Annotated in this window: 19 protein-coding genes; 14 read left to right on the top strand and 5 right to left on the bottom strand. The window is 65.0% G+C overall.

The genetic code is table 11. From position 1 onward, the window contains the following. Window positions 1-4: 4 nt before the first annotated feature. A complete protein-coding gene (locus ACQY78_RS10900) occupies window positions 5-1,234 on the bottom strand; it encodes a serine hydrolase domain-containing protein (protein WP_428685486.1) in 1,230 nt (409 codons plus the stop codon). 75 nt (window positions 1,235-1,309) lie between these two features. Between ACQY78_RS10900 and ACQY78_RS10895 the strand changes: the two genes are divergently transcribed. Together ACQY78_RS10895 and ACQY78_RS10890 are read left to right on the top strand one after the other, a co-directional pair. Beyond that, the gene (locus ACQY78_RS10895; protein ID WP_428685484.1) at window positions 1,310-2,209 is read left to right on the top strand and encodes an SDR family NAD(P)-dependent oxidoreductase; all 900 of its coding nucleotides are present in this window, start codon (window positions 1,310-1,312) and stop codon (window positions 2,207-2,209) included. 26 nt (window positions 2,210-2,235) lie between these two features. Continuing rightward, the gene (locus ACQY78_RS10890) at window positions 2,236-3,210 is read left to right on the top strand and encodes a Bug family tripartite tricarboxylate transporter substrate binding protein (protein ID WP_428685482.1); all 975 of its coding nucleotides are present in this window, start codon (window positions 2,236-2,238) and stop codon (window positions 3,208-3,210) included. A gap of 71 nt (window positions 3,211-3,281) precedes the next feature. Here the strand turns inward: ACQY78_RS10890 and ACQY78_RS10885 are convergent, their stop codons facing one another. Further along, window positions 3,282-3,962 (bottom strand): lectin, encoded by a 681-nt coding sequence (locus tag ACQY78_RS10885; RefSeq protein ID WP_428685480.1) that lies wholly within the window; start codon window positions 3,960-3,962, stop codon window positions 3,282-3,284. A 168-nt stretch (window positions 3,963-4,130) separates the two neighbouring features. On the opposite strand from ACQY78_RS10885, the gene ACQY78_RS10880 reads away from it, so the two are divergent. Further along, on the top strand, window positions 4,131-4,634 hold the full coding sequence (locus tag ACQY78_RS10880; protein ID WP_428685478.1) for a hypothetical protein: 504 nt from the start codon (window positions 4,131-4,133) through the stop codon (window positions 4,632-4,634). Between the two features lie 13 nt (window positions 4,635-4,647). Here the strand turns inward: ACQY78_RS10880 and ACQY78_RS10875 are convergent, their stop codons facing one another. Next, entirely contained in the window at window positions 4,648-6,069 is a 1,422-nt protein-coding gene (locus tag ACQY78_RS10875; protein WP_428685476.1) for an amidase, read from the bottom strand. A gap of 105 nt (window positions 6,070-6,174) precedes the next feature. Between ACQY78_RS10875 and ACQY78_RS10870 the strand changes: the two genes are divergently transcribed. The 3 genes from ACQY78_RS10870 (at window position 6,175) to ACQY78_RS10860 (ending at window position 7,790) form a co-directional block, all read left to right on the top strand. Further along, the gene (locus ACQY78_RS10870) at window positions 6,175-6,483 is read left to right on the top strand and encodes a hypothetical protein (RefSeq protein ID WP_428685474.1); all 309 of its coding nucleotides are present in this window, start codon (window positions 6,175-6,177) and stop codon (window positions 6,481-6,483) included. 81 nt (window positions 6,484-6,564) lie between these two features. After that, entirely contained in the window at window positions 6,565-7,452 is an 888-nt protein-coding gene (locus ACQY78_RS10865) for an MBL fold metallo-hydrolase (RefSeq protein WP_428685472.1), read from the top strand. Window positions 7,453-7,463: 11 nt separating this feature from the next. Continuing rightward, entirely contained in the window at window positions 7,464-7,790 is a 327-nt protein-coding gene (locus tag ACQY78_RS10860; protein WP_295139782.1) for an NIPSNAP family protein, read from the top strand. A gap of 3 nt (window positions 7,791-7,793) precedes the next feature. Here ACQY78_RS10860 and ACQY78_RS10855 read toward each other — a convergent pair whose 3' ends face one another. Further along, entirely contained in the window at window positions 7,794-8,783 is a 990-nt protein-coding gene (locus ACQY78_RS10855; protein WP_428685470.1) for a Bug family tripartite tricarboxylate transporter substrate binding protein, read from the bottom strand. Window positions 8,784-8,828: 45 nt separating this feature from the next. Between ACQY78_RS10855 and ACQY78_RS10850 the strand changes: the two genes are divergently transcribed. The 7 genes from ACQY78_RS10850 (at window position 8,829) to ACQY78_RS10820 (ending at window position 17,340) form a co-directional block, all read left to right on the top strand. Beyond that, window positions 8,829-9,803 carry a Bug family tripartite tricarboxylate transporter substrate binding protein gene (locus tag ACQY78_RS10850; RefSeq protein ID WP_428685468.1) on the top strand — a complete coding sequence of 325 codons (975 nt, stop codon included), beginning with the start codon at window positions 8,829-8,831 and terminating at the stop codon, window positions 9,801-9,803. A gap of 2 nt (window positions 9,804-9,805) precedes the next feature. Then, window positions 9,806-10,615, top strand: a complete 810-nt coding sequence (locus ACQY78_RS10845) for an alpha/beta fold hydrolase (protein ID WP_428685466.1) — start codon at window positions 9,806-9,808, stop codon at window positions 10,613-10,615. A gap of 38 nt (window positions 10,616-10,653) precedes the next feature. After that, window positions 10,654-12,021: an ABC transporter substrate-binding protein gene (locus ACQY78_RS10840; RefSeq protein ID WP_428685464.1), complete on the top strand. Its 1,368-nt coding sequence runs from the start codon at window positions 10,654-10,656 to the stop codon at window positions 12,019-12,021. A gap of 36 nt (window positions 12,022-12,057) precedes the next feature. Further along, the gene (locus tag ACQY78_RS10835; RefSeq protein WP_428685462.1) at window positions 12,058-12,936 is read left to right on the top strand and encodes a carbohydrate ABC transporter permease; all 879 of its coding nucleotides are present in this window, start codon (window positions 12,058-12,060) and stop codon (window positions 12,934-12,936) included. After that, window positions 12,933-13,787, top strand: coding sequence for a carbohydrate ABC transporter permease (locus tag ACQY78_RS10830; protein WP_428685460.1), 855 nt, complete (start codon window positions 12,933-12,935; stop codon window positions 13,785-13,787). The genes ACQY78_RS10835 and ACQY78_RS10830 overlap by 4 nt, the downstream gene beginning before the upstream one ends. A gap of 39 nt (window positions 13,788-13,826) precedes the next feature. Continuing rightward, on the top strand, window positions 13,827-15,029 hold the full coding sequence (locus tag ACQY78_RS10825; RefSeq protein ID WP_428685458.1) for a DUF3142 domain-containing protein: 1,203 nt from the start codon (window positions 13,827-13,829) through the stop codon (window positions 15,027-15,029). 100 nt (window positions 15,030-15,129) lie between these two features. Beyond that, on the top strand, window positions 15,130-17,340 hold the full coding sequence (locus tag ACQY78_RS10820; RefSeq protein ID WP_428685456.1) for a hypothetical protein: 2,211 nt from the start codon (window positions 15,130-15,132) through the stop codon (window positions 17,338-17,340). On the opposite strand, the gene ACQY78_RS10815 is transcribed toward ACQY78_RS10820, so the two are convergent. Further along, on the bottom strand, window positions 17,326-18,225 hold the full coding sequence (locus tag ACQY78_RS10815) for a LysR family transcriptional regulator (RefSeq protein WP_428685454.1): 900 nt from the start codon (window positions 18,223-18,225) through the stop codon (window positions 17,326-17,328). The two genes, ACQY78_RS10820 and ACQY78_RS10815, sit on opposite strands and share 15 nt — an antisense overlap. Before the next feature lie 118 nt (window positions 18,226-18,343). Here ACQY78_RS10815 and ACQY78_RS10810 point away from each other — a divergent pair, with 118 nt between their 5' ends. Beyond that, entirely contained in the window at window positions 18,344-19,324 is a 981-nt protein-coding gene (locus tag ACQY78_RS10810; protein ID WP_428685452.1) for a Bug family tripartite tricarboxylate transporter substrate binding protein, read from the top strand. The last annotated feature ends 15 nt before the right edge of the window (window positions 19,325-19,339 follow it).

Raw genomic sequence — 19,339 nt, 5'->3', positions numbered from 1 at the left:
GCCCTCAGTCGATGATCGCCTGGTAGGTGAGCACGCGCAGCTCGCGGCGGATCGGATAGGTCGAGGAGGGCATGAGCTGCGTCAGCAGCACCACGGCCATGTCCTCGACCGGATCGATCCAGAAGGCGGTGGAGGCGGCGCCGCCCCAGGCATATTCGCCGGGCGTGCCGGCAATGTAGGCCTTGGCCGGGTCGAGCATCACGGAGAAGCCGAGCCCGAAGCCGATCCCGGTGTAGGTCGATTCCGAGAAGCGCGGTGTGCCCATGTCGGCCATGTCGCCGTTGAGGTGATTCATGGTCATCAGCTCGACCGTCTTGCGGCCCAGCAAACGCACGCCGTCGAGTTCGCCCTCGTTCAGCATGAACTTGCAGAAACGCAGATAGTCGGAGGCCGTCGAGACCAGCCCGCCGCCGCCCGAGTTGACCTTGCGCGGCGCGAGGTAGCGGCTCTTGGCCGGATCGTCGATCAGGTCGAGCCTGCCGCCGGGGCCGGCGGCGTAGTTGGCGGCAAAGCGATCGTGCTTGGACGCCGGGACATGGAAGTCGGTATCGACCATGCCGAGCGGATCGATGACCTTCTCCTTCAGGTACTTCTCGAAGGGCTGGCCGGAGATCACCTCGACCAGATAGCCCAGCACGTCGGTGGAGACCGAGTAGTTCCACGCCTTGCCCGGCTGCGCGATCAGCGGCAGCTGGGCCAGCCGCTCGACCACCTGCTTCAGGCTGGTGTCGGCCGTCTGGAAATCGACCCCGTCCTGCTTGGCGCGATAGGCGGCATCGACCGGATTGCTCTCCATGAAGCCGTAGGTCAGGCCCGACGTGTGGGTGAGCAGGTCGCGGAAGTTGATCTCGCGCTCGGCCGGCACGGTTTCGATCTTGCCGCGGCTGCCGCCCGACATCACGCGCGGGTTGGCGAAGGCGGGGATGAACTTCGAGATCGGGTCGTCGAGCTGAAACTTGCCCTCTTCGTAGAGCATCATGATGGCCGTCGAGGTGAGCGGCTTGGTCATCGAATAGATGCGGAAGATCGTGTCGGCGCGCATCGGCGTGTTGCGGGCCAGGTCCGACTTGCCCGCGACCTCGGCGAAGGCGAGTTCGCCCTTGCGCATGACGCACGTGACCATGCCGGCCAGCTTTCCGCTGTCGACCCATCCATTCATCCAGGTGCGCACGCGGTCGAGCCGCGCTGCGGAAAGTCCGACCTGTTCCGGGGTAACGAGCGGCAGCGTGTCCATGGCGATCCTCCCTTGAGCCCCGGTAGACTAGCCCAGGACGATAGGGTTCAGACACGCAAAAGACGGGAGGGAGCAATGGCGAGATTGTGCGAAGGACGGGTTGCGATCGTGACGGGCGGCGCCCGCGGCGTCGGCCGGGAACATTGCCTGATGCTGGCCGAACATGGCGCCAAGGTGGTCGTGAACGACCTGGGCGGCGACCGGGCCGGCAAGGGCAACGACGTGGGCCCGGCGCAGCAGGTCGTGAACGAGATCAAGGCGATGGGCGGCGAGGCCGTGGCCAACGGCGATGATGTCTCCGACTGGAACGGCGCCAAGCACATGATCGACCAGGCGGTCGAGGCGTTCGGCAAGCTCGACGCCATCGTGCTCAACGCCGGTATCCTGCGCGACCGCATGCTCGTCAACATGAGCGAGGACGAGTGGGACGCCGTCATCAAGGTGCACCTGAAGGGCACTTTCGCGCCGGCCCGCCATGCGGCGGCCTACTGGCGGGACCAGGCCAAGCTGAAGGGCGGCCCGGTCGACGCACGCATCATCACCACCACCTCGGTTTCGGGCATCTACGGCAATATCGGCCAGACCAACTACGGCGCGGCCAAGGCCGGTATCGCCTCCTTCACCATCATCGCCGCCCGCGAACTTGCGCGCTATGGCGTCACCGTGAATTCGATCTCGCCTTCGGCCTTCACGCGCATGACCGAGGACCTGCGCGAATACTCGGAAGAGGACAAGAAGCGCCGCGACCCGAAGTGGATCGCCCCGGTCGCGACCTGGCTGGTGAGCGAGGACAGCCGTGAGGTGACGGGCCGCGTTTTCCAGGCCGGGAATGGCATTTTCGCCGTCGCCGAGGGCTGGCATAAGGGCCCGACGGTCGACCAGATCATGGATCCGGTGCAGGCCGGCAAGGTGCTGGGCGAGATCGCCAGGAAGGCGCGCAAGAATGCCGGCATGAACGGTCTTGATCTGGACTGAAAACAGACAGGGAAGAAGGAAAACACATGAAGAAGATCAATCGCCGCACGGCGCTCGCGGCAACGGCGGCGGCTGCCTTGATGCCGGGTGCTGCGCGCGCCCAGTCATGGCCCAACAAGCCGATCCGCTGGGTCGTGCCCTATACGGCCGGTGGCCTCACCGACGTGACGACACGGCTCACGCTCGAGAAGATGAATGTCGGCCAGACCTTCGTGGTCGACAACAAGCCCGGTGCCAACTCGCTGATCGGGGCCGAGATCGTCGCGAACGCCGCCCCGGACGGCTACACCTTCCTGACGGTGATCGCCGCGCATGCCGCCAACAAGACCCTCTATGCCGGCAAGCTCAAGTTCGATCCGGTCTCGGGCTTTGCGCCGGTGTCGCTGGTCGGCGTCGCGCCGCTCATCATCTGTGTCACCAACGGCCTGCCGGTGAAGAACGTGGCCGAGCTGATCGCCTACGCCAAGGCGAACCCCGGCAAGCTTTCGTACGGCTCGTCGGGCGTCGGTGCCGCCGCGCATCTCACAAGCGAGCTGATGAAGCAGGTGACCGGCATCCAGATGGAGCACGTGCCCTACAAGGGGACGGCGCCGGCACTGGCCGACCTCGCCTCGGGCAACATCCAGCTGCTGATCGATGCGCCGATCGGCGTGATGGCGCAGGTCCGCGCCGGCAAGATTCGCGCTCTCGCCATGCTGTCGAAGGACCGCGTGCCGGGTGTCGAGGAAGTGCCGACCATCGTGGAGGCGGGCGGTCCGCTGATCGAATCGGCGACCTGGGTGATGTTCCTTGCGCCGGCCGGCACGCCCAAGGAGATCGTCGACAAGGTGTCGGCCGAGGTCTCGAAGGCGGTGAAGGACGAGGCGCTGCGCAAGCGGCTAGCCGAGCAGGCCGTGATCCCCGTCGGCGCGACGCCGGAGGATACGGGCAAGTTCCTGCAAAGCGAGATCGACAAGTGGGAGAAGGTGATCACCACGGCCGGCGTCAAAGCCGACGCCTGATCTCGCGAACCAAAGGTCAAGCAGCGGCGCCGGTAAAACCGGCGCCGCTGTCGTTTGACTATAAGTCTTCGTCAGTTGGCGGCGAAGCAATAGAGCAGGCCGACGCCGCCCGTCGTCACCAGGGCAGGCAGGTCGCAGCCGCGCGATGGATGAGACGTGTTCCATGACTTGGAGGGCGCATCGTCGCGCAGTCCCATGCGATCGGTGTGACCGACCATGGCGCTGCCTTCTCCATTTTTCGTCCAGTTGCCGCAGGTCATGTCCTTGTCCGGCGGGAAGGCGGTGCCGTCCGCCTGAGTGCCGGTCAGGATGTCGTGCTGGTTCACCGTGTAGAGCCGGCTGGGGATCAGCTTGCCGGTTTCGGCGACGCTTGTTTCGGCGGTGAGCTTGTTGTTGGCCGAGTGAAGATCTTCGACGCTGGCCGCGATCTGCACGCCGTTGGGATTCACCCAGGGACCCTTGCCGATGCGGTCCCTGGCATTGACCGCGGTCGCGCCGCCGACTGCCTGCGTGCTGAGGTAGGCGCGCCAGGTTTTGCTGCCGGCGCCGGCCTTGGTGGCGAGCGTCTGGCAATGCCGGTCGGCACCCTCTAGACCGCCATAGTTGGCGCCCTGTGGGCCGCCCGCGCTGGTGATGAAGAACGTCATGTTGGGGAATTGGGGTGGCGGCTGCTGGGCCTGCGACGACGTGGCCGAAATAGTCACGGCAAGCAGCGTCGCGGCCACCGCCCCATACCTCGATTGGATAGTCATGTCGTTTTCCCCCTGAATTTTCAGCGATTTGACGGCTTTATCCTCGCCTTCACGCCTTGTGAGGCCCAGTCAATTTCCCGTGGGCTTTAGTTGTAAAAGCGTGATGCCGACAGTGTCTGTGCAGCCTCAGCGCTTTACTCGCGTCGTGCCGTGTCGTTTGCTTCCTAAATGGTTTCGACTTTGAGCCTGTCGAACGGGCTTACGCTCCTTTTTGCCGCCCTCTGCCTCTGGACGATGGCGGCGCAGTCGCGCGGCGGCGTCACGACGCTGGGTCGCGTGGCCCTGCCGGGAGGCTTCGCGCTGATGGCGACGTTGATGCTGCTCGCCGGGGTGTTCGACTCGAGCGTCCTCTTCGACATCCTCTGGGTCGCGGCCTTCGCATTGGGATCGTTGATCGGCCGCATCCGCGGATGGATGCTGACCCTTCAGTCGAACAAGGACGCAGGCCTTGTTTCACTGCCGGCGACAGTGGACGGTCTCATTGCAGCGATCATTCTCGCCGCCCTGTCCGTCATAGATTTCGTTTCCTCGATGCTCGGAGACGCCTTGATCACGCCCGGCTACGTCGCGGCAGCCAGTGCCCTGTGTGCCGGCTTTCTCGGCTACCGGGTCCTCGTCATCGCGTTGCGCGTCGTTCGCCCAACGCCGAACAAGGTTTCGAACGCCGTCTGACGGCGCTTCGACGTCACAAAGCTTTCAACGTCTCCAGCACCTTCGGCTGCGGCCATGCCCAGTCGCTCGCGCCTTCGTAGGCGCGCATGGCCCGCAGAACGACCTCGTCCGCGCGGGGCGGGCCGATGATCTGGATGCCGACGGGAAGCCCGGCCTTGGTGAGACCCGCGGGCATCGAAGCTGCCGGCTGGCCGGTGAGGTTGCAGGGCAGCGTGTAGGGCGCTCCCTTGGTCCAGCGCGGGAAAGCCTGCGAATTGTAGAGCGTATCCACCGGAGGGGCGGCCGTCGGTGCTACGGGCGCGAGCAGCAGGTCGTACTTGCGATGCCAGAGCGCGAGCTCTCGTGAGAGCCTGCTCCGCGCCTCGAAGGCCCTGGCATAGTCGGCGAGCGTTATCGCCAGGCCTTTTTCCATCAGGGCGCGCAGGCCGGGATCGAGCTTGTCGTGAAGCTGGGTCGGAATCTGCCGGAAGCGGGTGGCGAAGCTGCCGATCCACAGCGGTTCGAAATGCTCCTGCAGCGGCTCGAACATCGGCCCGACTTCCTCGACATGAGCACCGAGCTCCTCGAAGCGCTTCGCCGCTGCGGTGACGAGCTCGCGCACTTCCGGATCGGCTTGCACATGGCCGAGGTCGAGGCTGAGGCCAATCTTCCATCCACGCACGCCGGCGTCGAGGCCGACCGTGTAGTCTCGCGCATCCGCCGGCAGCGAGCGCCAGTCGCGCGGATCGGGACCGGCCGTGATGTTCAAGGCCAGCGCCGTGTCGAGCACCGTGCGCGCCAGTACGCCCTGGCTGATGACGTCGGCGAACGGTGAATCGGCGGGGAACTGCGGGATGCGACCGTAGGAGGGCTTAAGGCCGACCAGGCCCGTATGGCTGGCGGGAATGCGGATCGAACCGCCGCCATCGTTGCCGTGGTTGAACGGATTGATTCCGGCCGCAGTGAGCGCGGAAGCGCCGCCCGAGGAGCCGCCGGGAGAGTGGGAGAGATTCCACGGGCTGCGCGTGGTGCCCTGCAAGGGCGAGTCGGTCAGTGCCTTCCAGCCGAATTCGGGCGTGGTGGATTTGCCAAGAATGATCATTCCCGCTGCAAGGAACCTGTCAACCACTACAGCGTTGTCGTGAGCCGAAGTCTCATCTGTGGAATGCGATCCATAGCGCGTGGGCCAGCCTTTGACGTTCGTCGTATCCTTGATCGTCGTCGGAATGCCATCGAAGGGCGACAGTGGTTGGCCTTTGTGCCAGCGCGATTCTGCCGCCTTTGCAGCGGCTTGCGCACCTTCTTCATCAACAAGCACCAACGCATTGAGATGAGGCTGCATCTTCGATGCACGCTTCAGCATCGCATCGACGACAGCGACGGGGGACGCTTCCCCGCGCGCAAAGAGTTTTGATAGTTCCGCTGCGGAAAGCCAGTCGAATGCAGATTCAGACATGCGTTTTTTGTCGGTTCTCGACGGAGGTTGAATGTTTCAAAGTGCAGGTGTCTCAGCAGTGTCGACTCTGATTTCTCCCAAGTCGAGAGCGTATTGGAGGACGTGATGGAAACGATTGCCGCGCTTGTCGCCGCCGGTGCCGCCTTCGGGGCGAGTTATGTCATCGGCCGTTCGTTGACCGCTTCGTCGCTCGTCGTCACTTTGGGGGGCTTGCTCTGGGGCGTTGGTTTCGCCGTCTTGTTCTTCGTGGCGACCGTGACCGTTGGGTATCTCACTCCAGGCCTGTTCGAACCCTGGTCACTTGGTGTTCACTTCATCGCTCTGATCGTCGCGGCGCCGCTCGGAGGTGCTGCCATTGCGGCACTCACTCATTGGCACGTCGAGCGTGTCGATGCGGCGCGCCTGCCTTTCTGATTCCGACGTACGAGCGAAACGATCGACTTTCCCGCACCGGCCTCGCGACGCTAAGCTCCCCGCCAAATAGGGGAGGCAGACATGGTCGAGGTGAAGCTCGGCGCCGGAACGGCCGTGCGCATTGAGGAAAGCTACGAACCCAACTTCGACGCCAAGGCTTTCTTCCCGGATTGGGATCCCGCTGTCGTCGAGCGGCACCGCGACTGGCTGATGCCGGCGCACTACGACGAAGCCTCCGCCTTCCTGAAGCTCAGCGTCCATAGCTGGCTGTTGAAAATCGGCGGCAAGAACATCCTGATCGATACCTGCGTCGGCAATCACAAGTCGCGTCCTCATCGGCCGAAATGGCATTTGATGGAGACGAAGTATCTCGAGCGGCTGAAGGCCGCCGGCGTCGAGCCCGATGGGATCGACATGGTGATGTGCACGCACCTTCACGTCGACCATGTCGGTTGGAACACGCGCCTCGAGAACGGCAGGTGGGTCCCGACGTTCAGGAATGCGAAGTACGTATTCAGCCGTACCGACTACGACCACTATCTGAAGCTCGACAGCGACCCCGCGACGGGTCCGGTCAACGCCGGATCGTTCCGTGACTCGGTGCTGCCGGTGGTCGAGGCCGGCCTCACGCAGATGGTCGACGACGCGACGCAGCTCGACGAGAATCTGAAAGTCGAGCCGGCACCGGGACATACGCCGGGCACGATCGCCATCAAGTTCGAATCGCGCTGCGAGAAAGCGCTGTTCTGCGGCGACATCCTCCACCATGCGCTGCAGGTCTATCATCCCGAGTGGAACAGCTTTGCCTGCGCCGACGGTGCCGGCGCGCGCAAGAGCCGGCGCGAGGCGCTCGAACATTGCGCCGGCAGCGGCGCGCGCCTGATGCCATGCCACTTCGGGGCGCCCTTCAGCTGCCACATCGACCACAAGGACGATGGGTTCGTGCCGCGCTTCGGCGGGCAATTCTAGGGAGAGAGACGATGATCTACGAGATGCGGGTCTACAGGTGCGTGCCGGGCCGTCTTCCGGCGCTGCTCAATCGCTTCAACACCATCACGCTCAAGATCTGGGAGCGGCACGGCATCAAGCAGGCCGGCTTCTTCACGACCCTGATCGGCGAGTCGAACCAGGAACTGACCTACTTCCTCGCCTGGGAGTCGCTTGCCGACCGCGAGAAGAAGTGGAACGCCTTCGCGGCGGATCCGGAATGGCTGGCCAAGCGCGCCGAGACCGAGAAGGACGGCGCCATCGTCGAGAACGTCTCGGTGCAGATGCTGACACCGACGGGCTTTTCGTCCGTCCAGTAGACGTTACTCCGCCTTGAGGCCCGCTTCCTTGGCGAGGCGGGCCCATTTGGCGAAGTCGTTGGACACATAGGCCGCGAACTCCGCGGGCGATCCGAATTGCGGATCCGCCCCGAGCGCGACGAATTTCTTCGCGATATCGGGCGCGCGGATCGTGCCGTCGACGGCCGCGTGCAGGCGTTCGACAAGTGCCGTCGGTGCGCCGGCCGGCAGGAAGACTCCATAGGAGATCGCGGCTTCGTAGCCGGGTAACCCAGACTCCGCGATGGTCGGGATATTGGGGGCCGCGGCCGACCGCACGAGCCCGGTCTGTCCCAGTCCGCGCATCTTTCCCGCTTTGACGTGAGGCAGCGCCGTCGAGAGGCCGCCGAAATACAGATCGACCTGGCTCGCCATGAGGTCGGCCATTGCCGGACCCCCGCCTTTGTAGGGGACGTGCACGATGTCGAGCCTGCTCATCACCTTGAAAAGCTCGAGCGCCAGATGGGTCGCACCGCCGGCGCCGGCCGAGGCGCCGTTCAGCTTTCCCTGATGCGCCCGCGCCAGGTCCGGCAGTTCGGCAACGGTGTTGACCTGGAGATCGGGGCGAACGACGAGCAGCATCGGATTGATGCCGACGGGTGCCACGGCAATGAAGTCGGTGCGGATATCGTAGGGGAGGGTCCGGCCGAGCGCCGGCGCGACGGTGGTCGAGCCGTTGGATGCCAGCATGAACACGCCGCCGTCGGGCGCGCTCTTGGCGGTGAAGCTGGCCGCGATCTCACCATTGGCGCCGGCCTTGTTCTCGACCACGACGGTGCGACTCATCCGTTCGCCGATGCCGGGCGCGATCAGCCGCGCCAGCAGATCGTTGGGGCCGCCGGGCGGGAAGCCCACGATGAAGCGCAACGGCCGGTCGGGAAAGTCAGGTGACTGTGCGCGGGACCGCGTCCACGTCGAGGCCAGAGGCAGAGCGGCGAGGCCGGCGAGGACGCCGCGGCGGAGGGGCTTGCTCATGCGAGAAGTATGCTAGGCTTTTTGCAACACAGGGAGGAAACAAAAATGCGACGCAGAACTTTCGCGAGCGCGGGCACCGCGGCACTGGTCGGTTCTCTGGCCGGTTGGCCGGCCATGGCGCAGAAGATTTCAGGCGACGTCCGCTTTCTCTGCGGCTTCGCGCCCGGCGGCACGGCCGATCTGCTCTGCCGTATCATGGCGGAGGCCCTGACGCCGGAAGTCGGGCAGAAGGTGATCGTCGATACCAAGACCGGCGCCAGCGGCTTCATTGCCAACGAGGCGCTGGCCAACTCGACGCCGGACGGCCGCACCATCGGCCTCGCCGCCATGGCGGCGATGTGCGTTTCGCCGGTGATGCCTGGGCAGAAGCTGCCGATCAACGTCGACACCGACCTGACACCGATCGCCAACGTCGCGGGTGTCACCAACATGCTGGTCGTCGGCAAGCACATGCAGTACCGCACGGTTCCGGAGATCATCGACTTCGCGAAGAAGAACCCCGGCAAGCTCACCTATGCTTCGGCGGGTAACGGCACCTCGCAGCATCTCGCCGCCGAGCTCTTCAAGAAGATGGCCGGCATCAACATGGTGCACGTGCCCTATCGCGGCGGCGCGCCCGCCATCCAGGACATGATCTCGGGTAATTGCGACATGATGTTCGGTAACATGCCGGAGTTCCTGGGCCAGATCGGCGGCGGCGGATTGATCCCGGTCGCCTTCGGCTCGCCCAAGCCCTCGCCGCTCTTTCCCAACCTGCCCCTGATATCGAAGTTCCTGCCGGGCTTCGAGGTGGTGAACTGGTTTGGCGTGTTCGGCTCCAAGGGGCTGCCGGCTGACCTGGTCGAGCTCTGGAACAAAGCCCTTCGGGCGGCGGTGGCGAAGCCCGATGTCCAGAAGCGCTTCGTCGAGAACGGCATGGACTCGGTCATCGGTTCGCCGGCTGAATTCAAGGCGACGATCATCGCCGATCGCAAGAAGTGGGAAGAGGTCATCAAGGGCGCGGGCATCCGCGCCGACTGACGATGCATTTCGCCGCCACCGCGCACGGGACCCTTCACTACGACATCGTCGATCAGGTGGCGCCGTGGAGCGAGACGCGCCTGCCGATCCTGTTTCATCACGGGATCGGCGCCAGCGCCTGGATCTGGGCGGGCTGGCGGCCGGCTCTGACCGATGCCTACCGGCTCGTGACCTTCGACATGCGCGGCTACGGCCGCTCGAACATTCCAGCGGAGGATTTCAGATGGTCGCTCGACCTGCTGGTCGACGACCTGTTCGCCGTGGCGGATGCGGCCGGGCTGTCCCGCTTTCACCTCGTGGGTGAATCGATCGGCGGGACGGTGGCAATGGCGGCGGTGCTTTCCCGGCCGGCAAGGATCGCAACGCTGACTGTCAGCAACGGCGCCCATCTCGGCGCTTCGATCCAGCGTGCAGACGCCTGGCGGCGGCAGCTCGACGAGGGCGGCTCGAAGGGCTGGTCCGACGCCTTCCTGCGCGACCGTTTCCATGACGGTGCGTTGTCGCCCGAACGCCTTGCCTGGTTCGCCACCGAACAGGAGAAGTGGTCGCGGGCCTCGATCCTGAATGCGCTCGGTGTGTTGATCGGCGCCGACCTGACGCCGCGCCTGGCCGACATCAGGTGTCCGACCTTGCTGCTGCATCCCGACGGCAGTCCGTTCATCCCGGTGGGCGTGATCGCCGACCTGCTGAAGGGGCTGCCCGATGCCGAGTTGAATATCTTCGGACGGTCACGTCATGGCCTGCCCTTCTCGCACGCTGTGCAATGCGCCCAGGCATTGAGGTCTTTTCTCGACTCCCGCAGAGCGGACTGATAATCGAGTTGTCAGACAACTAAGAAAACGAGGAAATCATGAGACGGATTCTGGCGGGTGCCGCGGCACTGGCGATCGCCTTCTCGGCCGTTCCGGGCTTTGCCCAGGAGAAGCTCACCGTCTGGTGGGTGAAGGGCTTCTACAAGTCCGAGGACGAGGCGCTGTTCGCCGCCATCAAGAAATTCGAGGCCAAGACCGGCGTGAAGGTCGACCTGTCACAGTACGCCGTGCAGGACATGATCCCCAAGACGGTCGCCGCCCTCGACTCCGGTTCACCGCCGGACATCGCCTATTCCGACACCTATGACGTGCAGGTGGCGGGCAAGTGGGCCTACGACGGCAAGCTCGAGGACATCTCCGACGTCATCGAGCCGATCAAGGACCGGTTCGCGCCCGTCACCATCGAGACGGCTCTCCTCTACAACGACAAGGCCAAGAAGAAGGCCTTCTACGGCTTCGTCCTGAAGCAGCAGACGCTGCACATCCAGTACTGGAAGGACATGCTGGCGACGGCGGGCTTCAAGGAGAACGACATTCCCGGCACCTGGAAGGAATACTGGTCCTTCTGGTGCGACAAGGTCCAGCCGGCCTACCGCAAGGCCACCAGCAGCCGCGTCTACGGCATCGGCAGCCCGATGGGCGTCGAATCGACCGACTCGTTCCAGTCGTTCCTGAGCTGGGTCGACGCCTACAACGTCAAGCTGGTCGACGATTCGGGCAAGCTGCTGGTCGACGATCCCAAGGTGCGCGAAGGCCTGATCGCCGCCCTGCGCGACTATACCGACGTCTATACCAAGGGCTGCTCGCCGCCCTCGTCGACGACCTGGAAGGATCCCGACAACAACGTCGCCTTCCACAATCGCACGACGATCATGACGCACAACTACACGATCTCGATCGCCGCCAAGTGGCTGGACGATGCCAACAACGAGCAGCTCACGCCCGAGCAGCGCGCCGCCGGCCGCAAGGCCTATGACGAGCTGATCGCCACCGCGGGCTTTCCCAAGAAGCCCGACGGCACGCCGATGGTCTATCGCACGGCGGTCAAGGTCGGCGTGATCTTCCAGGACTCCAAGAACAAGCCGCGCGCGCGCGAGTTCCTGAAGTTCCTGCTCGAGGAAGAGAACCTCCGCCCCTATGTCGAAGGTGCGCTCGGCCGCTGGTTCCCGGTGACCAAGGCCAGCCAGGAGAGCCCGTTCTGGCAAGCCGACAAGCATCGCAAGGCGGTCTACGACCAGTTCAAGGCCGGCACGCTGCCGTTCGAGTTCACCAAGAACTACAAGTTCACCATCCTCAACAACGAGAATGTGTGGGCCAAGGCGATGAACCGCGTGGTGAGCGAGAAGGTCTCGGTCGAGAAGGCCGTCGACGAGCTGATCGCCCGCATCAAGGAAGTCGCCAAGTAGCCTTTCACTCGTAAGTCTGCTTTCGCGAGTACGCGTATGACGGCGACCACGATCGACACGGCGGCCCGCCGGGAGAAATCCCGGTGGGCGGGCTTTGCGCTGTCGGAGCGGCAGGCCTGGAGCCTGCTGTTCGTCGCGCCCTATCTCGCGATCTTCGTCGGCTTCGTGGTGTTTCCCGTCGGCTACAGTTTCTGGCTGGCGCGCAGCCCGCAGCTCTATGTCGACCTTGCGGCCGATCCGATCTTCCTGCGGACGGTCATCAACACCTTCATCTTCCTGATCGTCGCCATCAACGTGAAGATGGCGCTGGCGTTGTTCCTGTCCGGCTTCTTCACGCACAAGCGCTGGTGGGTGAAGGTGCTCGCCGTGCTGTTCGTGCTGCCCTGGGCGGTGCCGTCGATCCCGACCATCCTGTCGGTGCGCTTCATGCTCAATCCCGAGTGGGGCGTCGTGAACCAGCTCATCTTCAAACTGACGGCCGAGGATGGGCCGAACTGGCTGAACGATCCCGCGCTGGCCCTCACGCTCTCGATGCTCGTGCACATCTGGAAGTCGTTGCCGTTCTGGACCCTGATCCTGCTGGCCGGCCGGCTGGCCATACCGGGCGAGCTCTACGAGGCGGCCTCGGTCGACGGCGCCGGCGCCTGGCATCGCTTCCGCTACATCACCTGGCCGTCGATGAGCACGCTCTACGTCACCTGCACCCTGCTCTCGATGATCTTCACCGTCGGCGACTTCAACAGCGTCTACCTGCTGACGGGCGGCGGACCCGCCGACCTCACGCATGTGCTGGCCACGCTCGGCATCCGTTACCTGCGACTCGACCAGGTCGGGCTCGCCATGGCGTCTATCGTCTGTGCGTTGCCGCTGATTCTGCCGCTGGTCTACTTCATGATGCGGCGTCTTTCGCGATGAGCCCGCGCAAGCTCCTGCGCACCATCGGCTTCGAGTCCGGATTGCTGCTGATCGGCATCCCGGTGCTGCTGTGGACGCTGATCCCGATCTACCACATGTTCCTGTTCGCGATTTCGCCCAAGGACGCGGCCTTCTCGGGCCAGCTCTGGCCGACCAACCCGACCTTCCGCAATTTCGAGATGGTGCTGGGCCAGAAGCACCATTTCCTCAATCATTTCTGGCTGCAGATGTTCAACTCGGTGGTCATCTCGGTCGGCACGGCGGCGATCACCCTGTTCGTCGCGACGGCGGCGGCCTTCGCGATCAGCCGTCTGCGCATGAAGGGCGGGCGCACGGTGATGAATCTCGCGCTGCTGACCTATTTCATCCCCGCCGCGTTCCTGGCGGTGCCGATGTACAAGACCATGGGCATGTACGGGCTGCTGAACAACGACTGGGCGCTGGTGATCGCGATGGCCACCATCGCCTCGCCCTACGCGATCTGGATCCTGCGCCAGGCCTCGGACAAGCTGCCGGTCGAACTCGACGAAGCCGCCATGATCGACGGCGCCTCGCCGTTCCAGCTCTTCCGCCTGATCTACCTGCCGCTAATGGTGCCGTCGCTGATCGCCGTCGGCACCTATGCGCTGCTGCTCGCCTGGAACGAATATCTCTATGCGTTCCTGCTGCTGTCGAAGGACACGGCGATCACCTTGCCGGTGGCGCTGGGCAACTTCCTCTCGGCCGACGATTCGCCGTGGGAATTGCTGATGACGGCGGGCTTCCTCTACGCATTGCCGCCGGCGGCGATCTACTACGCTTTCCGCCGCTACATGTCGTCGGGGCTGACGGCCGGCGCCGTGAAAGGGTAGACTGGGGACCTGAGGCTGAACGCCTCGCGTAGGGTCATCATGCGTGCATTGACAGCAATATTGCTGTGTCTGGTGGGGCTGTCGGCGTCGACGTCGGCGATCCGCACGACAACCGAGCCATTGCCGCACGATGCCTATGTCTGGCAGCGGATCTGGACACCTGCCGTCACCGCCGCCGCTTCACGTTCCGCCGACATCATTCGCAGCTGGCGCATCCTTCTCGCCGAGGGCGACCGCTCGGGCCGCTGGACGACGGTTGCCGTACCCTGGAGCGACATTCTCGCGACCGGCCGCCCCGTCATCAGCGTGATCCGGATCGACGGCCGGCTCGACGAAGACCGGATGGTGGCGCTGCTCGACCGCGTTGTCGCGACGGTGTCGGCGCCAAACACTCTGCAGTCGATCGCCGGCGTCGAGATCGACTACGATTGCCCGACCTCCAAGCTGGCGACCTATGCGAAGTTTCTCTCGGCGCTGCGCGCGCGCCTTCCGTCATCGATCGCGCTCTCGATCACGGCACTGCCGACCTGGCTGTCATCCTCGGCTCTGGGAAATCTGGCCACCGACCTGGACGAAGTGGTCCTGCAGGTGCACGCCATCGACGATCCGCGTCGCGGCCTGTTCGATCCCGACCAGGCCGAGCGCTGGGTTCGGGAGTTTGGCCGCCGCATCAGTCGGCCGTTCCGGGTGGCGCTGCCCGCCTATGATGTGCGCGTGACCTGGCGTAGCAACGGCCGCCTCGCCAGCGTCGAAGGCGAAGTGCCGTTGCTCGCGGGGCAGGATGGCGAAGTGCTGGATGCCCGGCCGGAAGCGGTGCTCGGCCTTCTCCATGCGCTGCAACGCTCCGCGCCGGCGGGATTGATCGGCGTCGTCTGGTTTAGATTGCCGACCGAGGCCGATACCCGTGCGTGGAGCCTCAAGACATGGCGCGCGGTCGTCACCGACCGGCTCTCGCCCGCAAAGGTGAGCGCAGCCCTCGTTCCGGCGGAGCAGTCGGATCTGTGGAATGTGGTCCTGTCCAACGAGGGTTCGGTGGACGCACGGCTGCCGTCGCAGGTCCGTCTCGACGCGGCCTGCCAGGCGGCCGATGGCGCCAATGGGTTCAGGTTGGTCGCCGACAGGCTGGCCGATCAGCGGGTGTTGGAAAGCAACGGCAACGGCCGGCTTCGGGCACAGACCAAACGCACGATCGGCTGGGCGCGCTGCGTACAGCCGGAAAGGCAACTGCATGTCGTCAACTAGACTTGGACTCCTTGTCTTCGCAATCGTTGCCAGCATCGGCGTCGCCCTTGCCTGCGGCCCCAACTTTCCCTGGCAGCTCTTCGACGACCGTGCCGAAACGGTGAGCGAGCCGGTCGGGCTCAGCTTCGCCTTCGAGATCAAGCGCCTCATGCCGGCGCCTGCCGACAGGCTGGTCGTGGTGGAGGTGGGGCACTTTACCGGGACCGCAGACTACACGTTCGGCGCTAAGGCCGAACCCGAAGCCATCGTTTCCGAACGCGAGGAAGCGCGGTCGGGCGCGTGGGCTTCGATTCTTCCCGCAGGGGCGACGCTGCCAGTCGACAGGCTGCTCGCGAAACTCGACGCGGCGCGCCGGGCAGAGAACGGCAAGGAGGCGCTTATCGCGGGGGAAGGGCTCCCCGTCGCGGTCCTCGACTATATCGCCGGTGCGATCGAGTTTCGCTCCGGCCGTCTGGATACGGCGACCGAATATTTCGAGGCGATCGATCGCCTGCCACCGGCGCTGCGACGAATTCGGACGGTCGCGACCGCCTACATGCTGGGCCGGGTCCAGCAGCTCAGAGGCCAGTTCGAAGCGGCGCGCAAGTCATTCCAGGCCGTGCGCGACCGTGCGCAGGCGGGCGCGCCTGATCCGATGGGTCTGGCGGTTGCGAGCCTGGGCGAGGAGGCGAGGATCGATCTCGTCCAGGTAGGCCTGCTGGATGTCCCCTGGAATGTTCCGGCGTCTGATTTCGCTTATGCCAAAGTCAGCATGCTGATCGGACGCGCTGTCCGTCTCTATGTCGAGCAGGCGGCATACGGATCGCAAGTCGCGCTGTTGTCGTTGCGCGAAGTGGCCGGTCTGCTGGTCGCCAACGGTGACGCGCTCGCCCGCGCCATGCCCGATCCGCTGGTGCGGCAGTTGCTGGTCGCCTACGTGATCGCGCGCGACGGGCCGTCGATCTACGACGATTCCGTTGCCGGTCCGAAGGATCAGGCCGTCACATCTGTGTTCAATGCCGTTCTCACGCAACCCATCCCCGCTGCTGGAGACGATCTCGACCGCTTGGCGGCCCTGGCCTATCAGGCGGCACGCTACGACGTCGCTGAAAAGCTGACGGTGACGACAGAGCGGCCCCTCGGTCTCTGGGTGCGCGCGAAGCTCGCCCTGCGGCGCAACGATCGTGCGGCGGCGGTGCGCGACTGGACCGCTGCCCTGAATGCGGCGGTCGGTGCCGGTGGCGCCGCCAAACTCGATGACGCCTCGAATACTCGCCTGCGGGGAGAGACGGCCGTGATGACTGTGAGCGAGGGCCGGTATGGGGATTCGCTGAGGCTGCTGTTTCCGGTCGCACGCACCTACTGGGGCGATGTCACCTACATCGCCGAGCGCGTGCTGACGACCGACGAACTGAAGGCGTTCGTCGACGGATTGCCGGCCGCAGATGGGGACGAGGCATCGAGGCCGGACGACAGTTACGGCTTCGTCTCGACGCCGATCGCCTCCTTGCGCGACCTGCTGGCGCGGCGACTCGTCCGCGACGGGCGTCTTCAGGAGGCGCAGTCCTACTTCTCGACGAAACCGATGCCGATGGACCCGGACTCGCCTCCGCCGTCCGTCGATGCGCGTGCCTATGCCGAAGCGATCAAGGCGGCGCAGCCGGCATGGCCCTGGCAGAACGTCTCGCGAGCCGAAGCCCTGTTCACGGCAGCGACGCTCGCCCGAAAGCGGGGCATGGAGATCATGGGCACCGAAGGACCGCCGGACGAGGCGGTTCTTGGCGGCTCCTTCGACTCCGGTGTGGGACAGACGAGCCCCGTTCCCGACCGGCAGCGTTCGTCGGAGGAGGGCACGCCCATGCCTTACAGCAGCGCGTCCCTGCTGGGGGCGGACGAGCAGCGCCGCTTTGCGGCCAGCGCGCCGAAGCCCGATGTCCGGTTTCACTATCGATTGATTGCGTCCGACCATGCCGTCGCTGCCGCCGATCTCCTTCCTGAACGATCGCAGGCTTATGCCGCCGCTCTCTGCTGGGCGGCGCGGTTTGCCATCTCCGGCAACGATCAGCCGCGCGCTGACCGGATCTATCGCCGTTACGTCGCGACCGGTGCCTATCAGCCCTGGGCCAAGAGCTTCGGGGCCGCTTGTCCGCCACCGGATTTCGAAGCGGCGCGCACCTTCTGGCTACAGCGGGGCGAGGCCTGGTCGATGCGGCTCGCCGACTGGGCCAGCCGGCATGCGGTCATCGTGGGGCTGGGCGCCATCGCGGGCCTGTTGCTGCTGGTAGGGGCTGCCCGGACGATCCGGTCACGCCGCGCGTCATCGGCGTCGTGAGCGACTGCGCGGCGAGAAGGAGGCCCTGAGCCGGTCGGCGAACTGCTCGACCTCGGTACGCCAGCGCAGCGCCGGATCCCAGATGGCGGCCAAGTCCATGCCCAGGACGATGCCGTTGGCGATGATCTTGGCGGTGTGGAGGTCGGTGCGCGTGGTCGCCGGTATGACGGCCGTGCCGAGGCCGGCCCGCGCCAGCGCCAGGATCACCGTTCCCGAACCGCCTTCATGGCGAATGCTTGGCGACAGCGACAGCAGCCGAAGGGCCGCGTCCAGGGTCAGCCGCGACTGGTACCCGCGGTCCAGGACCAGCAGGTCGCGTTCGCACAGCGCCCGAAGATCGATACCGCTCCTTCGCTCGCCCGCGCTGAACGGCAGGGGCGACGCCGCCAGGATGTCGAGGCGCACGATCTGCTGATCGACGAGACCCGTGTCGTAACGCGGGCGCCCGGTGATGCCCATCGACGCGTCGCCGCTCAGCACGAGATTCTCGATCTCGACGCCGTTTGTCTCGATGACGCCGATGCGGATGTTCGGCTTGGCCCGCACGAAGTCGGCAATGCCTGGCGCCACCACGGTCTCGATCGTGTGCGCCGTCGCCGCGACCGTGATCTGGACGGAGGGCTGGACGCTGTTGGCGCGGGCGGCGGCTTCGAGCCTGGCGATGCCTTCGAGAGCGGACGAGGCCAGCGGCAACAGATCGTGCGCGTCGCTGGTCGCGACCATGCCGCGCCCGGACGGCTCGAACAGGGCAAGGCCGAGCCGGTGCTGCAATTCCGTGATGCGGCGCGACAGGGCCGACTGCGAAATATTGAGACGCTCGGCCGCCTCCACAAGGGACCCCGACCGATAGACGGCCACGAAGGATTCGAGGAGCCGCTTGTCCATTCGTGCAAAAACCTCAGTAATAAACCTGCAAACAATGCACTTCATGCATAGGGTGGATCGGTGCTAGCGCTTCGTCAACCGCACCCGCCGTGGGGCGGATCGAGAGAGGAAGCCAGGGATGAAGCGCCGCCACCTCCTATCGCTCGCGTCTGCCGCTGCCGGATCGATGATCGCGAGCCCGGGCTCGCAGGCGCAGGGTGCCTATCCCGACCGGCCGATCACGCTGGTGGTCGCCGCGCCGCCGGGCGGTGGCACCGACATCGTGGGCCGCATCTTCGCCGAACATCTTTCCAAGGAGTTGGGCCAGCAGGTCATCGTCGACAACAAGGGCGGCGGGAACGGCAACATCGCCACGGCGCTCGTCGCGAAGGCCAAGCCGGATGGCTACACGCTGCTGATGCAGTACTCGTCCTTCCATTCGGCCAATCCGGCGATGATCAAGAACCTGAACTGGTCGCCCAAGGACCTGACGGGTGTCGCCATGGGCGCGATCGCGCCGCAGCTAATAGTAATCGCCAAGAAGGTGCCGGCCGATAACCTCAAGGATTTCATCGCCTACGCGAAGGCCAATCCCGGCAAGTTGAACTACGCGTCCTTCGGACCGGGCTCGGTGGCGCACATCGGCGGCGTGCTGCTCAACAAGGCCGCCGGCATCGACCTCGTCCACATCCCGTACAAGGGTGCGGGACCGGTGAGCGCCGATCTCGTGGCGGGGCAGGTAGATCTGGCGGTCATGAGCCCCCCGTCGCTGGCATCTCACATCCGCAACGGCAACGTGAAGGCGCTCGCGCTGGCGAGTGAGGCACGCCTTCCCACATTCCCCGGGATTCCCACGACGGCCGAAGCGGGCCTGCCGAGCTTCATCTTCGATGCCTGGTACGGGATGTTCGCGCCGGCGGGAACGCCGAAGCCGATCGTCGACAGGCTGAACGCGGCCATGAGGAAGATTTCCAAGTTCGACGCCGTGGTCGAACGCTCGGCGCAGCTCGGAGTCGTCCTCAAGGACTGGACGCCGGAACAGTTCGATCAGTTCGTCGCCACCGAAGGCGAGGTCTGGTCGAAGCTGATCCAGGAAAACAAGATCACCCTCGACGAATAGGCAACGGAGATACCC

It is taken from the genome of Reyranella sp., assembly GCF_965279625.1.
Classification (GTDB): domain Bacteria; phylum Pseudomonadota; class Alphaproteobacteria; order Reyranellales; family Reyranellaceae; genus Reyranella.
The sequence above is the reverse complement of the archived record's forward strand: the minus strand, read 5'-3'. Positions and strand labels throughout refer to the sequence as shown.